At 61.5% G+C, this 11,943-nt stretch carries 14 protein-coding genes; 3 read left to right on the plus strand and 11 right to left on the minus strand.

What is annotated here, in order from left to right; all coding sequences use genetic code 11:
• The 4 genes from ACQY7U_RS12375 to ACQY7U_RS12390 form a co-directional block, all read right to left on the minus strand.
• The coding region (locus ACQY7U_RS12375; protein WP_428644864.1) for a GNAT family N-acetyltransferase at nucleotides 1-354 on the minus strand (354 nt) is incomplete at its 3' end.
• A complete protein-coding gene (gene tsaB, locus ACQY7U_RS12380) occupies nucleotides 351-1,028 on the minus strand; it encodes a tRNA (adenosine(37)-N6)-threonylcarbamoyltransferase complex dimerization subunit type 1 TsaB (RefSeq protein ID WP_428644866.1) in 678 nt (225 codons plus the stop codon). The genes ACQY7U_RS12375 and tsaB, both read right to left, overlap by 4 nt.
• A 193-nt stretch (nucleotides 1,029-1,221) precedes the next feature.
• Entirely contained in the window at nucleotides 1,222-1,779 is a 558-nt protein-coding gene (locus tag ACQY7U_RS12385; protein ID WP_428644868.1) for a NifU family protein, read from the minus strand.
• 189 nt (nucleotides 1,780-1,968) lie between these two features.
• A complete protein-coding gene (locus ACQY7U_RS12390; protein WP_428644869.1) occupies nucleotides 1,969-2,463 on the minus strand; it encodes a universal stress protein in 495 nt (164 codons plus the stop codon).
• A gap of 217 nt (nucleotides 2,464-2,680) precedes the next feature.
• On the opposite strand from ACQY7U_RS12390, the gene ACQY7U_RS12395 reads away from it, so the two are divergent.
• On the plus strand, nucleotides 2,681-3,451 hold the full coding sequence (locus ACQY7U_RS12395) for a GGDEF domain-containing protein (RefSeq protein WP_428644870.1): 771 nt from the start codon (nucleotides 2,681-2,683) through the stop codon (nucleotides 3,449-3,451).
• A gap of 50 nt (nucleotides 3,452-3,501) precedes the next feature.
• Here ACQY7U_RS12395 and hslU read toward each other — a convergent pair whose 3' ends face one another.
• The 7 genes from hslU to dnaK form a co-directional block, all read right to left on the minus strand.
• On the minus strand, nucleotides 3,502-4,806 hold the full coding sequence (gene hslU / locus ACQY7U_RS12400; RefSeq protein ID WP_428644872.1) for an ATP-dependent protease ATPase subunit HslU: 1,305 nt from the start codon (nucleotides 4,804-4,806) through the stop codon (nucleotides 3,502-3,504).
• 3 nt (nucleotides 4,807-4,809) lie between these two features.
• Entirely contained in the window at nucleotides 4,810-5,328 is a 519-nt protein-coding gene (locus ACQY7U_RS12405) for a GNAT family N-acetyltransferase (RefSeq protein WP_428644873.1), read from the minus strand.
• Between the two features lie 6 nt (nucleotides 5,329-5,334).
• Entirely contained in the window at nucleotides 5,335-5,895 is a 561-nt protein-coding gene (gene hslV, locus ACQY7U_RS12410) for an ATP-dependent protease subunit HslV (protein WP_428644875.1), read from the minus strand.
• 137 nt (nucleotides 5,896-6,032) lie between these two features.
• Complete coding sequence (locus ACQY7U_RS12415) at nucleotides 6,033-6,608, minus strand: NADPH-dependent FMN reductase (RefSeq protein WP_428644877.1); 576 nt, start codon at nucleotides 6,606-6,608, stop codon at nucleotides 6,033-6,035.
• Between the two features lie 41 nt (nucleotides 6,609-6,649).
• On the minus strand, nucleotides 6,650-7,312 hold the full coding sequence (locus tag ACQY7U_RS12420) for a class I SAM-dependent methyltransferase (protein ID WP_428644878.1): 663 nt from the start codon (nucleotides 7,310-7,312) through the stop codon (nucleotides 6,650-6,652).
• Between the two features lie 100 nt (nucleotides 7,313-7,412).
• Complete coding sequence (gene dnaJ / locus ACQY7U_RS12425) at nucleotides 7,413-8,534, minus strand: molecular chaperone DnaJ (RefSeq protein WP_428644879.1); 1,122 nt, start codon at nucleotides 8,532-8,534, stop codon at nucleotides 7,413-7,415.
• A 162-nt stretch (nucleotides 8,535-8,696) separates the two neighbouring features.
• A complete protein-coding gene (gene dnaK / locus ACQY7U_RS12430) occupies nucleotides 8,697-10,613 on the minus strand; it encodes a molecular chaperone DnaK (RefSeq protein WP_428644881.1) in 1,917 nt (638 codons plus the stop codon).
• 35 nt (nucleotides 10,614-10,648) lie between these two features.
• Here dnaK and ACQY7U_RS12435 point away from each other — a divergent pair, with 35 nt between their 5' ends.
• Nucleotides 10,649-10,855, plus strand: a complete 207-nt coding sequence (locus ACQY7U_RS12435; protein ID WP_428644883.1) for a hypothetical protein — start codon at nucleotides 10,649-10,651, stop codon at nucleotides 10,853-10,855.
• A gap of 77 nt (nucleotides 10,856-10,932) precedes the next feature.
• Nucleotides 10,933-11,781: a glycine-rich domain-containing protein gene (locus ACQY7U_RS12440; protein ID WP_428644884.1), complete on the plus strand. Its 849-nt coding sequence runs from the start codon at nucleotides 10,933-10,935 to the stop codon at nucleotides 11,779-11,781.
• Nucleotides 11,782-11,943: the final 162 nt, after the last annotated feature.

The raw sequence follows: 11,943 nt of genomic DNA on the forward strand, positions 1-11,943 counted from the left end.
CTCGAGAAACACTTGTTCGCAGCGGTCGCCGTAGAGCCGGAAAAGGCCCGCATCCATCAGCTTCTTGCCAATGCCCCTGCCGCGCTGGCGCGGGTGAACCGCAATGGTGATGACCTCCGCCTCGTCGGCGGCCTTCCTGAGGATCAGGAAGCCGAGCGGTGCCCGGGTGCCATAGGGGCTGGCCCGGCGCGCGACCAGGATCACGACGCCGTCCTGGGCCTTCATGCGCGCAAGATCTCCCGCGCTCCATTTGTGTGTAAAACAGGCGGCGTGGATATCGGCCAGCTTCTGCAGGTCCTCGTCCAGCGCCTCTTCAACGACCGGCGGCTGGGTCCAGAACCACCAAAAACTCATTGCCGTTCTATCCTTCCCTTGGTCTGCGGCGTTGCGTCGGGCGGCCGCAGGTACAGCGGCGACGGAGACGATTTCGCAGGATCCGCGACAAGCCCGAGTTCGGCAACCTCCCGAATACCCGGGTACCCGCAGCGGGACAAAATCCGGTCCTGCGGAAGGCCGCATTTCTCCGCAACCGTTTCCGCTGCCGAGCCCGCCAATCTTATGCCCTCGGGAAGCGTGGCCGCAAGATCCGAGAATGTCCGCACGCCTGCCTCGCTCTCCGGATCTCCGGAAGCTGAAAACGCCTGGCAGTAGACTTCCTCGCCCTTGCCGGTCAGCGCGACCAGAAGAGGTGCCCCGCCATCGTCCGGTGCCGAGGACTTCGCGATGGCCGCGAGAGTGGTTATGCCGACGACCGGCTTGCCCAGCACCAGTCCGAAACCGCGGGCGACCGACAGGCCGACGCGAAGCCCGGTAAAGCTGCCCGGTCCGACGGTGACGATCACACGGTCGAGATCGGAAAAGGCGGTCGACGTCTCGGCCATGACCTCGCCGATCATGTCCATCAGCTTTTCCGCGTGGCCGCGGCCGATCTCTTCGCCGACGCTGTCATAGCAGGCGGTGTCCGCACCGTTGTCCAGAACGGCGGCGGCGCAATTCGCTAAAGCTGTGTCGATGGCCAGAACGCGCATACCACACCAATTGGAAATTCATGATCCGGGACATTAGGCCCCTGTTGCCAGTACCCCGGGACCGGCCCGGAGTCGACCCGCGCTTTGGGCCTAAGTCCAATGGGGGGCTTGCGTTCCACAAAGAATGCAAATCAGCCACGCAAAAGGCCCGGCAGCTAAACCGGGCCTTTGAAATCTTTCAGAAAATTCCGGATCAGATCGGACGGACTTCCTCGACTTCCGGCACGAAGTGGCGCAGGAGGTTCTGGATGCCGTGCTGGAGCGTCGCCGTGGAAGACGGGCAACCGGCGCAGGCGCCGCGCATCGAGAGATAAACGATGCCCTCCTTGAAGCCCTTGAAGGTGATATCTCCACCGTCCTGGGCAACGGCCGGGCGCACACGCGTTTCCAGCAGTTCCTTGATCGTGGCCACGGTTTCCTCGTCGCCTTTTTCGAAAAACTCGCCTTCCTCGATATTCTCGCTCTCACCGGAAGCCATGACCGGCTGGCCGGACATGAACTGTTCCATGATGACGCCGAGGATGGCCGGCTTCATGTGCTGCCAGTCGGTGTCGTCCTTGGTGACGGTCACGAAGTCATGGCCGAAGAAAACGGCGACAACGCCCGGGATTTCGAAGAGCTTTTCGGCAAGCGGTGACGCTCCGGCGTCCGCCTTGGAGCGGAAATCGTAGGTACCTTCGGCCAAAACCACCCGGCCCGGCAGAAATTTAAGCGTGGCCGGATTCGGCGTTGCTTCCGTTTGAATGAACATTTCTTTTGTCCTTGCGCTTCTCTAACGCGCCCGTTTGTCCGCTGTGTTCCGCGCCTCTCCGCATCGCAAAACACCGATGGGTTGTTCTACCCCATCCTGAAGCAGTTTGGAACAGTTAAAAACTAGATAGGTGCTATTGGCGATCCGTCAACAGCACGCCGGCCCTTCATGCCGAAGTGTCCCGGCCGATCAGGCAAGTGCCGCGATGGAATCGTCGTCCAGATTGCCCGGAACAATGGTCACGGGAATCGGGAACGTGCCTGCGGACTTGCCGGCGATGGAGGACACCAGGGGTCCCGGGCCTTCCGAGCTGGTCCCGGCCGCCAGCACCAGGATGGCGATGTCGGCGTCGGCTTCGATCAGCTCGAGAATTTCTTCCGCCTTCGTGCCTTCCCGGACAACGGTTTCCGGTTCGGTGCGGGCAACGGAACGCACGCGCTCGGCGGCCTTGGCCAGCGTTGCCTCGGCTTCCTCCTGCGCTTCGGCCCGCATGATGTCCTCCACGCCCAGCCAGTGCTGGAAGTCGCTTGGGGCAATCACATAGGCCAGCGTGACGACACCACCGGTCCGCGCGGCGCGTTTGGCGGCATAGACAATCGCCCGGTCGCACTCGGGCGTTTCGTCGACCACGACCAGGAATTTCCGGCGGTGGCCTTCCTCGTTACTTTTTCGAATAGCTACCATGGGCGCATGCTGCCACCAGCGCACGCGTATCGCAAGCGGCGAAATTGCCGCTTGCAACGGGAAGGTTATATGGCCTCTTTCGGATACCCTCTCGCGGCACCGGACTCGTTTATTGGCCCGAAATCCGCAATTTCCCCCCGTTTATAAGTATTTCAGACAGGGCGGAACGCCCCGTTCCTTAAGTGCGCATTAAACGCCCTCCGCCTATTTTCAGATCATGCGGAATCTTGACTGGTCAGCGCGAGGGCGCGCGCGTGTCTATGCCCTGACGGCACTTGGAACGGCAACCTGCATTGCCCTTGCCTTCGCCTTCGACAGCTTTTCTTTTACCACCTGGTCCTGGCGCTGGGGCAGCGATCCGCTCAACAACCTGATCATTCCGCTTTTGATCGCCCCGCCGTTTTTCTTCCTGCTTCTCGGCAAGATGCGCCAGCTGTCGATCGCGCACCAGGAGCTTGCGCAAGTGGCTTCCACCGACAGCCTGACGTCCCTGCTCAACCGCCGGGCCTTTATGGAAGTGGTCGAAGGTTACATCCGCCGGATGGAGGCAAGTTCCCGTCAGGCCACTGACGCCCTCCTCGTCATCGACGTCGACCATTTCAAGTCGGTCAACGACCGCTATGGGCACGACACCGGTGATGATGCCCTCAGGCTGGTCGCCTCGAGCATATGCGGATCCCTGTGCGAGGCGGATCTGGCCGGGCGCCTTGGCGGAGAGGAATTCGGCGTCTTTCTTCCCGGAAAATCCCACGAACACGTCTCCCTCATTGCCGAGCGCATCCGGATGTCCGTCGACGAACTCCGGTTCGAACCCAACGGCGAGCCTCATCCGCTGTCCATCAGCATCGGCGGCGTCATTTTCGAGGAAAGCCCGACCTTCAAGGAACTCTACCGGAAGGCGGACGAACAGCTTTATTTCGCCAAGCGCAACGGCCGCAACCGTGTCGAACTCAACACCTTCGGCCAGGACGTGCGGAAACCGGCCTGACGATTGTCAGGCTGAACCGGCAGGCGCAGGAGCCTGCCGGCTGGCGTTGGCTAGAGAATGAACTTCGAAAGATCGACGTTCTTGGCAAGGTCGCCGATGTTGTCCTTGACGAACTCGGCGGTGATCTCGACCGACTCGCCGGACCGGTCCGGCGCGGTGAAGGAAATCTCGTCGAGGATCCGTTCCATCACGGTCTGCAGGCGGCGCGCGCCAATGTTCTCTACGGAGGCGTTGAGGTCGACGGCCACGGAGGCAATTTCCTCAATCGCATCCTCGGTGAAGGACAAGGTAACGTTTTCCGTCTCCATCAGCGCCACATACTGCTTGATGAGGCTTGCCTCCGGTTCGGTCAGGATGGCGCGGAAGTCATCCTTGTTGAGTGCCCTGAGTTCCACCCGGATCGGCAGGCGGCCCTGCAGTTCGGGCAGGAGGTCCGACGGCTTGGCCACATGGAAGGCGCCGGAAGCGATGAAGAGAATATGGTCGGTCTTGACCGGCCCGTGCTTGGTGGAAACCACCGTACCCTCGATCAGGGGCAGCAGGTCGCGCTGCACACCCTCGCGGGAAACGTCGCCGCCCGCCCGACCTTCACGTGCGCAGATCTTGTCGATCTCGTCCAAAAACACGATGCCGGAGTTCTCCACCAGGGAGATAGCTTCCTCGACGACCTTTTCCTCGTCCAGAAGCTTGTCGGATTCCTCGTTGATCAGGAGCCCGTAGCTGTCGCTTACCGTGGTCCGCTTGGTCCGGGTCTGGCCGCCGAAGGCCTTGCCGAGCAGGTCGGACACATTCATGACACCGACGCTGGCGCCCGGCATGCCCGGCAGATCGAAACTCGGCATTTGCGGCTGCGCCCGCACCTCGACCTCGATTTCCTTGTCGTCCAGTTCGCCGTCGCGCAGCTTGGCGCGGAAGCTGTCGCGGGTCGCGGGGCTGGCGGTCTTGCCGACCAGCGCGTCCAGAACCCGTTCCTCGGCCAGCACGTGGGCCTTGGCCTTCACCGCTTCGCGCTTCTGGTCACGCACCAGCGTGATACCTGCTTCCACGAGATCGCGGACGATCTGCTCCACGTCGCGGCCGACATAGCCGACCTCGGTAAATTTCGTCGCCTCGACCTTGGTGAAGGGCGCGTTGGCGAGTTTTGCCAGCCGGCGCGAAATCTCGGTCTTGCCGACACCGGTCGGGCCGATCATCAGGATGTTCTTCGGCAGAACTTCCTCGCGCATCTGGCCTTCCAGTTGCTGGCGGCGCCAGCGGTTGCGAAGCGCAATCGCTACGGCGCGCTTGGCGTCTTTCTGGCCAATGATGTAACGGTCGAGTTCGGAAACGATCTCGCGCGGGGAAAAATCGGTCATCTTCTAAGACACACCTTCCATGATCATGTGTTCCATCAGCAGGCTGTCGCCGGTCCGGCCCAGGAGGTCCGGCATTTCCCGGAACCCCGCCTTGCGATAGGCCTTTACGGCCCTGAGGTTGGCAGGGTCCGGATCGATGACGATCCGCTTAAACCCGTCCTGCCGCAACCTGCGGACAAACGCCTGCAATACTCTTGTTCCAAGTCCCTGAGACAGATTTGCCCTGTCCGCAATCGACAAATCGACGCCCACGGCGTCCGGTGGAAGCAATTCGAGCCAGGGGATCTCCTTGGCAAATTCGGTTCCCTGCTGGTCCTTGACAAACCAGACCTGAATGTAGCCGGCGTCCTTGCCGTCGACCACGAATATGAAGGGCTGCGTCGTGTCGCGCCCTTCGATCATATCGCGGACATGTTCCAATTCGCTTTCCGGATCTCCCCACCACTCGCGCCAATGCGGCCTGTGCATCCATTCAAGAAGCACCGGCAGGTCGTCAGCGAGGACAGGGCGGAACGCGATCATCGCTATCTAGTCGACGGTGTCCAGGGTTTCAACCGTCACGCTGGCATTGGTGTAGACGCAGATCTCGGCCGCGACCGCCATGGCCTTGCGGGCGATGGATTCCGCGTCCATATCCGAGTCCGCCAGGGCCCGGCCCGCGGCAAGCGCGTAGTTGCCGCCGGACCCGATGCCCATGATGCCGCCTTCCGGTTCCAAGACGTCACCCGTACCGGTCAGCACAAGGGAAACGTTCTTGTCGGCCACCAGCATCATGGCTTCCAGACGGCGCAGGTAGCGGTCGGTCCGCCAGTCCTTGGCAAGTTCCACGCAAGCCCGCATGAGCTGCCCCGGATATTGTTCCAGCTTGGCTTCCAGGCGTTCGAACAGGGTGAAAGCGTCGGCAGTCGCCCCGGCGAAACCGGCAATCACCTCGCCTTTCGCCAGCGGCCGTACCTTGCGGGCGGTATGCTTGATCACCGTCTGGCCAAGCGAGACCTGGCCGTCGCCGGCGATCACGACCTTGCCGCCCTTGCGCACCATCATAATCGTCGTGCCGTGCCAGACGGCCGGTTCGCGCGTTTCGCTCATTCAATCCTCTTGATCGTCCACTCGGGTTCGATTTCTGCCGCCCTATGTAGGCGGCAATCGCGGCATTTCCAAGCAATCATACCGCTAATGCACTTTTCGGGTGCACCCGCGCGGCAGGCAAACACAGGAAAGGGCCGTCAGTGCGACATTTCCAGCCGGGTTGCCCGCAGCAGCGCATCAACGAGTTTGTCGAGCTGCCCGGCCGTTCGTTCGTCCGTCAGGCCACCCTTGTCGTCGAAGGCACTTGCCGCGGCAGACACGGAAACCATCTGGGGAAGCACCAGCGCGCCAATCCCCACTTCCAGAATGGTGCGCGTGCCGATCAGGCCGCGCATGCCGCCGAATTTTCCAGGAGACGCGGCTCCCAGCGCAAAGACCTTGTTCTTGAGGGCCTCGCCCGGCTCCTTGACCCGGCTGATCCAGTCGAGCGTGTTCTTCAGAAGCGGTGTGATGCCGGCATTATATTCCGGACAGGCGATAAAGATGCCGTCCTGGGCCTCGAACAGCCGCTTGAGCTTCTTCGCGTTTTCCGGCGCGCCCGAGGCGCTTTCCAGATCGCCGTCATAGATCGGCAGGGGATAGTCCTTCAGCGACACATGCGTGACGTCCGCGTCCAGGATTGCCAGGCGCTTTGCCGCAAGGGCCGCCAGCTTGCCGTTGAAGGACCCGCTGCGGATCGAGCCGGAAAAGACGAGGATTTTCGGGTTGCGCATCAGGAGTTTCGCTCAAGTTCGTTCAGGGGCCATACCCCGGTTCAGTGCCCTTTCCGGTACACCCAGACCCTTGCAGGCGGCAGGTTTTTCCAGACCCATTCGGAGCTGATCACCGAAATTCCGTAGCCGGCGGGTTTGACGGGCGCGACGAGGCCGTAAGAGAACTGGATGAAAGGGGCGCCCGGTTTCAGGAGGCCGAAAGCTTCGTCCAGAAGCGCCTTGCGTACGGGTTCAGGACGGGTAAGCAACGGCAGGGAGGAGACGATGCCGTCGAGCTTCTGCCCTGCTTCGGCTCCGTCCAGCGAGAAGCCCCCGGCGTGTTTCAGGGTTGCACGCAAGGCATAGGCATCGCCCTGGATGACCTTCATCCCGGGATAGCGCAAGCTCAGCAAATCGCAGAAATCGGGGCTGTACTCGATCAGGTTAAGCTGCTGGTGCGAGAACCCCCGCTCCATGAGCGCCTTGGTCACGACACCCGTTCCAGGTCCCAGTTCCACCACACGGGAATGCGGCCGGGGTGTCAGGTAGGATGCCATTTTCGCAGCCAGATCCGGTCCGGACGGAGTGACGGCGCCCGTACGCAAGGGGTTCTGGGCCCAGGATCGGATGAACTTGACCTCGTCCAGGACCTTGGCCCGGACGGCATTCGCCCGGTTGAGCTTTTCCCGGAAGGCTTCACCTCGATTTCCGTTGCGCTTCAGCATGTTACCTCCCGTGACATCCACCAGGGGAATATAGGAAGCTTCGCGCAGAGATGCTACAGCCTGGTGCAACGGATGCGCATTTTTGACGATTAATGGCTAATTATGCACCGAGATTGTCGATGAAATCCTTCACCTTGGAGAAGAAACCGGCCGATTCGGGATGGTTCTCTCCGGAAGATTCCTTCTCGAATTCCGCAAGCAATTCCCGCTGGCGCTTGGTCAGGTTGGTCGGCGTTTCGACGGTCACCTGAATATACATGTCGCCATGCTGGCTGGACCGCATCACCGGCATGCCCTTGCCGCGCAGCCGGAACTGCTTTCCGGTCTGCGTGCCTTCGGGCACCTTCACGCGGCTGGTCGAGCCGTCGACGGTCGGCACGTCGAACTGGCCGCCCAGGGTTGCCGTCGACATGGAAATCGGGACGCGGCAATAAAGGTCGGCGCCGTCGCGCTGGAACAGGTCATGCGGCCTGACCGACAGGAAGATGTAGAGGTCGCCCGCCGGGCCGCCGCGCACACCGGCTTCGCCTTCGCCGGCAAGGCGGATGCGGGTGCCGTCCTCGATGCCGGACGGAATGTTGACGGACAGGGTCCGGTCCTGAGTCTTGCGGCCCGATCCGCTGCGGCTTTCGCAAGGATCGCTGATCACCTGGCCGCGGCCCTGGCAGCTCGGACAGGTCCGCTCCAGGGTGAAAAACCCTTGCGCGGCGCGCACGCGGCCGGCGCCGCCACAGGTGCGGCAGGTCGCCGGGCTGGTGCCGGGCTTGGCACCGGATCCGGTACAGGCGTCGCAGGTGATGCTGGTCGGGACTTCGATTTCAACCGTCTTGCCGTGAAAGGCATCTTCCAGCGTGATGTCCAGATTGTAGCGCAGGTCCGCGCCACGCTCGCGTCCGCCCGACCGGCGGCCGCCGCCCATGCCGAAGAATTCCTCGAAAATATCCGACATGGTGGAGGAGAAGTCGTGGGCACCGGCCCCGCCGCCAAAACCGCCGTTTTCGAAGGCCGCATGGCCGAATCGGTCGTAGGCCGCACGCTTCTGGCCATCCTTCAGCGTGTCATAGGCTTCGTTGACTTCCTTGAACTTGGCTTCGGCTTCCGCATCGCCCGGATTGCGGTCCGGGTGGAACTGCATGGCCATCTTGCGGTATGCGCTTTTCAGCACCTTGTCATCCGCATCGCGCGAAACGCCCAGAACATCGTAGAAATCACGTTTGGACATCAAGATCTCTCGGTCTTGTTGTTGCGCTGCTGGCTGCCCGGCAACAGCTGGCGCCAATTACAGCGAAAGCGCCGGGCACAGGTGCCCTTGTCATCAGGCAGGCAAGCATCCGGCGCTAAAATTGAACAGCCAGCCGGAGACCGGCTGGCTGCTGTTTACGGGTTAGGCGGACTTCTTGTCGTCTTCGTCTTTGACTTCCTCGAAGTCAGCGTCGACGACGTCATCTTCCGCCTTGGCCTCGGTTTCCTCGCCGCCTTCGGCTTCGGCTTCCGCCTGGGCTGCCTGATACATGGCTTCACCAAGTTTCATCGAAGCTTCGGCAAGCGCCTGCGTCTTGGCCTTGATGTCTTCCAGGTCCTCGCCTTCCAGCGCGGACTTCAGGCTCTCAAGCGCGGTTTCGATCGCGGACTTGTCGTCCTCGGAAACCTTGTCACCGTAGTCCTTGAGCGACTTTTCGGTGGAATGAACGAGAGACTCGCCCTGGTTCCTGGCTTCCACCAGCTCCTTGCGCTTCTTGTCCTCGTCGGCGTGGCTTTCAGCGTCCTTGATCATCTGGTCGATGTCGCTGTCGCTGAGGCCGCCGGAGGCCTGAATGCGGATCTGCTGTTCCTTGCCGGTGCCCTTGTCCTTAGCGGACACGTTGACGATACCGTTGGCGTCAATGTCGAAGGTGACTTCGATCTGCGGGACGCCGCGCGGTGCCGGCGGCAAGCCGACCAGGTCGAACTGACCGAGGATCTTGTTGTCCGCAGCCATTTCGCGCTCACCCTGGAAGACGCGGATGGTCACGGCCGTCTGATTGTCTTCAGCGGTCGAGAACACCTGGCCCTTTTTGGTCGGGATCGTCGTGTTGCGGTCGATCAGGCGGGTGAAGACACCGCCGAGGGTCTCGATACCGAGCGACAGCGGGGTCACGTCGAGCAGGAGAACGTCCTTGACGTCGCCCTGCAGAACGCCGGCCTGAATGGCGGCACCCATGGCAACCACTTCGTCCGGGTTCACACCCTTGTGCGGCTCCTTGCCGAAGAAGGTTTTCACGGTTTCCTGGATCTTCGGCATGCGGGTCATGCCGCCGACCAGAACCACTTCGTCGATTTCACCGGCTGCAAGACCTGCGTCCTTCAGGGCGGCCTTCATCGGGTTGATGGTGCGCTTGACCAGATCGTCCACCAGCGCTTCGAACTTCGCGCGGGTCAGCTTCAGGGTCAGGTGCTTCGGACCGGAGGCGTCCGCCGTGATGAACGGCAGGTTGATTTCGGTCTGCGAGGAGGACGACAGCTCGATCTTGGCCTTTTCAGCAGCTTCCTTGAGGCGCTGCAGGGCGAGCTTGTCGTTCTTCAGGTCGATGCCCTGTTCCTTCTTGAACTCGGCAGCGAGGTAGTCGACCAGGACCATGTCGAAGTCTTCACCGCCGAGGAAGGTATCGCCGTTGGTGGACTTCACCTCGAAGACGCCGTCGCCGATTTCCAGGATGGAAACGTCGAAGGTACCGCCGCCAAGGTCGTAGACCGCGATGGTCTTGCCGTCGTTCTTGTCGAGGCCGTAGGCAAGCGCGGCAGCCGTCGGCTCGTTGATGATGCGCAGGACTTCAAGACCGGCGATCTTGCCGGCATCCTTGGTTGCCTGACGCTGTGCATCGTTGAAGTAGGCCGGAACGGTGATGACCGCCTGGGTGACCGTTTCGCCCAGATAGCTTTCCGCGGTTTCCTTCATCTTCTGCAGGATGAAAGCGGAGACCTGGGACGGGGAGTATTTTTCGCCGCTGGCTTCCACCCACGCGTCGCCGTTGTCGGCCTTGACGATTTCGAAGGGAACCAGCTTCTGGTCCTTGGCAACGGTCGGGTCGTCGAACCGGCGGCCGATCAGGCGCTTGACTGCGAAAAGGGTGTTGGTCGGGTTCGTGACCGCCTGGCGTTTTGCCGGCTGGCCGACGAGACGCTCGCCATCGTCGGAGAAGGCCACCATCGACGGGGTGGTGCGGGCGCCTTCTGCGTTTTCAATAACTTTGGGATCCTTGCCGTCCATGACGGCGACGCACGAGTTCGTCGTGCCGAGGTCGATACCAATGACCTTTGCCATTTTAAGCCTCTCTTTCTAGCAAACCGGAAGGACCCTTGAAGGCGTCGATCCGGCTCCTCTCACTTGGGTTCCGGGAGATCCCGGACATCGCGCCGGAGCAAAACTCGGGATTTGGCGCGAAGCTTGACCGCTATATAGGTGGATGGAACTTTGCCTGCAAGACATCTGTCCACCGACATTTTGCAGACAGCACCGTTCATGATCGAATTTTCTTCCCGGAAGGTTACCGTAACCGCAAATGAGAGTTAGATTCTGCCCGCCGGTGACAGACGACGGTCCGCGCCGCCTGGAAACGCGACAGATACAAGAGAAGGCAGACATGAAAGACCAGCAGCTCTGGAACCGGATCAAGGCCAGTCATCCGGACGAAGTCGAGGCGGATTTTCCGTTTTCGGTCCGGCTGGCGCGCGACAACGGCTGGAGCATCGAATTCGCTGCAAGGGTCGTTGCGGAATATCAGCGCTTTGCCTATCTCAGCCGCATCAAGGCGGGCATCGTGACGCCCAGCGACGAGGTGGACCAGGCCTGGCACCTGCACCTGACCTATACGAAGCACTATTGGGGACCGTTCAAGTCTGCGCTCGGAGGGGCCTTGCACCACCAGCCGACCAGGGGCGGACTGGACCAGGCTGCGCTGTTCCGCAGGGCCTATGCGGAGACGCTCGATCTCTACCGTCAGGAATTCGGAGAGCCGCCGGCGGACATCTGGCCACCCGCAGACATCCGCTTCGGAAAGGCGCCGCATTTCCGGCGGGTCAATACGCGGGACGTCTGGCTGATCCGCAAGCCGCAATGGCCGCGTTTTCTCAAGGTATCGGTGCGGCCATTGTCGGATCTTCCGACCAGCGCCTGGGGCGGCCTGCTTGCGATGCTGTGTCTGGCATTGGGCACCAGAATTGCCTTTGCGCACGGCAGTCCCGCGGGTGAAACCTTTTTTGAAAGAACCCGAAACAGGATCGGACATTGGGCCTCCCAGCACGAGTTTGAGTTTGTATTCAGCCTCATTGTGATCGGGTTCGTGGCTTGGATTGTTTTTGGGAAGTCCTCCGGTAGCCCCTCCCGCAGGAGATCCCGTCGCGACTCCTCCGGGTGCAGCACTTCGGGCAGAGATTCCAGCTGCGCCAGCGACGGTGGCTCCGGATGCAGCGGTTGCGGTGGTGGCGACTAAGGCATTCAGGTATTGCACTGTCATGCAGGAAATCTCCATCAACGGCCTAAGCGGCCTTGCCTATCTGCCCGGACATTTCGGCCGGGAAGCGCAGGAAGATCTTCTGGAGCGGATCCGGGCGATCGTCGCCGAGGCGCCACTGTTCCAGCCGGTGATGCCGAA

Origin of the sequence: Roseibium sp., from assembly GCF_050301095.1 — a bacterium.
Lineage (GTDB): Bacteria > Pseudomonadota > Alphaproteobacteria > Rhizobiales > Stappiaceae > Roseibium.

Excerpts from the sequence above, each read along its gene's own strand:
- tsaB (WP_428644866.1), bottom strand. The coding sequence starts at position 1,028 with ATGCGCGTTCTGGCCATCGACACAGCTTTAGCGAATTGCGCCGCCGCC.
- ACQY7U_RS12385 (WP_428644868.1), bottom strand. The coding sequence starts at position 1,779 with ATGTTCATTCAAACGGAAGCAACGCCGAATCCGGCCACGCTTAAATTT.
- ACQY7U_RS12390 (WP_428644869.1), bottom strand. The coding sequence starts at position 2,463 with ATGGTAGCTATTCGAAAAAGTAACGAGGAAGGCCACCGCCGGAAATTC.
- ACQY7U_RS12395 (WP_428644870.1), top strand. The coding sequence starts at position 2,681 with ATGCGGAATCTTGACTGGTCAGCGCGAGGGCGCGCGCGTGTCTATGCC.
- hslU (WP_428644872.1), bottom strand. The coding sequence starts at position 4,806 with ATGACCGATTTTTCCCCGCGCGAGATCGTTTCCGAACTCGACCGTTAC.
- ACQY7U_RS12405 (WP_428644873.1), bottom strand. The coding sequence starts at position 5,328 with ATGATCGCGTTCCGCCCTGTCCTCGCTGACGACCTGCCGGTGCTTCTT.
- hslV (WP_428644875.1), bottom strand. The coding sequence starts at position 5,895 with ATGAGCGAAACGCGCGAACCGGCCGTCTGGCACGGCACGACGATTATG.
- ACQY7U_RS12415 (WP_428644877.1), bottom strand. The coding sequence starts at position 6,608 with ATGCGCAACCCGAAAATCCTCGTCTTTTCCGGCTCGATCCGCAGCGGG.
- ACQY7U_RS12420 (WP_428644878.1), bottom strand. The coding sequence starts at position 7,312 with ATGCTGAAGCGCAACGGAAATCGAGGTGAAGCCTTCCGGGAAAAGCTC.
- dnaJ (WP_428644879.1), bottom strand. The coding sequence starts at position 8,534 with ATGTCCAAACGTGATTTCTACGATGTTCTGGGCGTTTCGCGCGATGCG.
- dnaK (WP_428644881.1), bottom strand. The coding sequence starts at position 10,613 with ATGGCAAAGGTCATTGGTATCGACCTCGGCACGACGAACTCGTGCGTC.
- ACQY7U_RS12440 (WP_428644884.1), top strand. The coding sequence starts at position 10,933 with ATGAAAGACCAGCAGCTCTGGAACCGGATCAAGGCCAGTCATCCGGAC.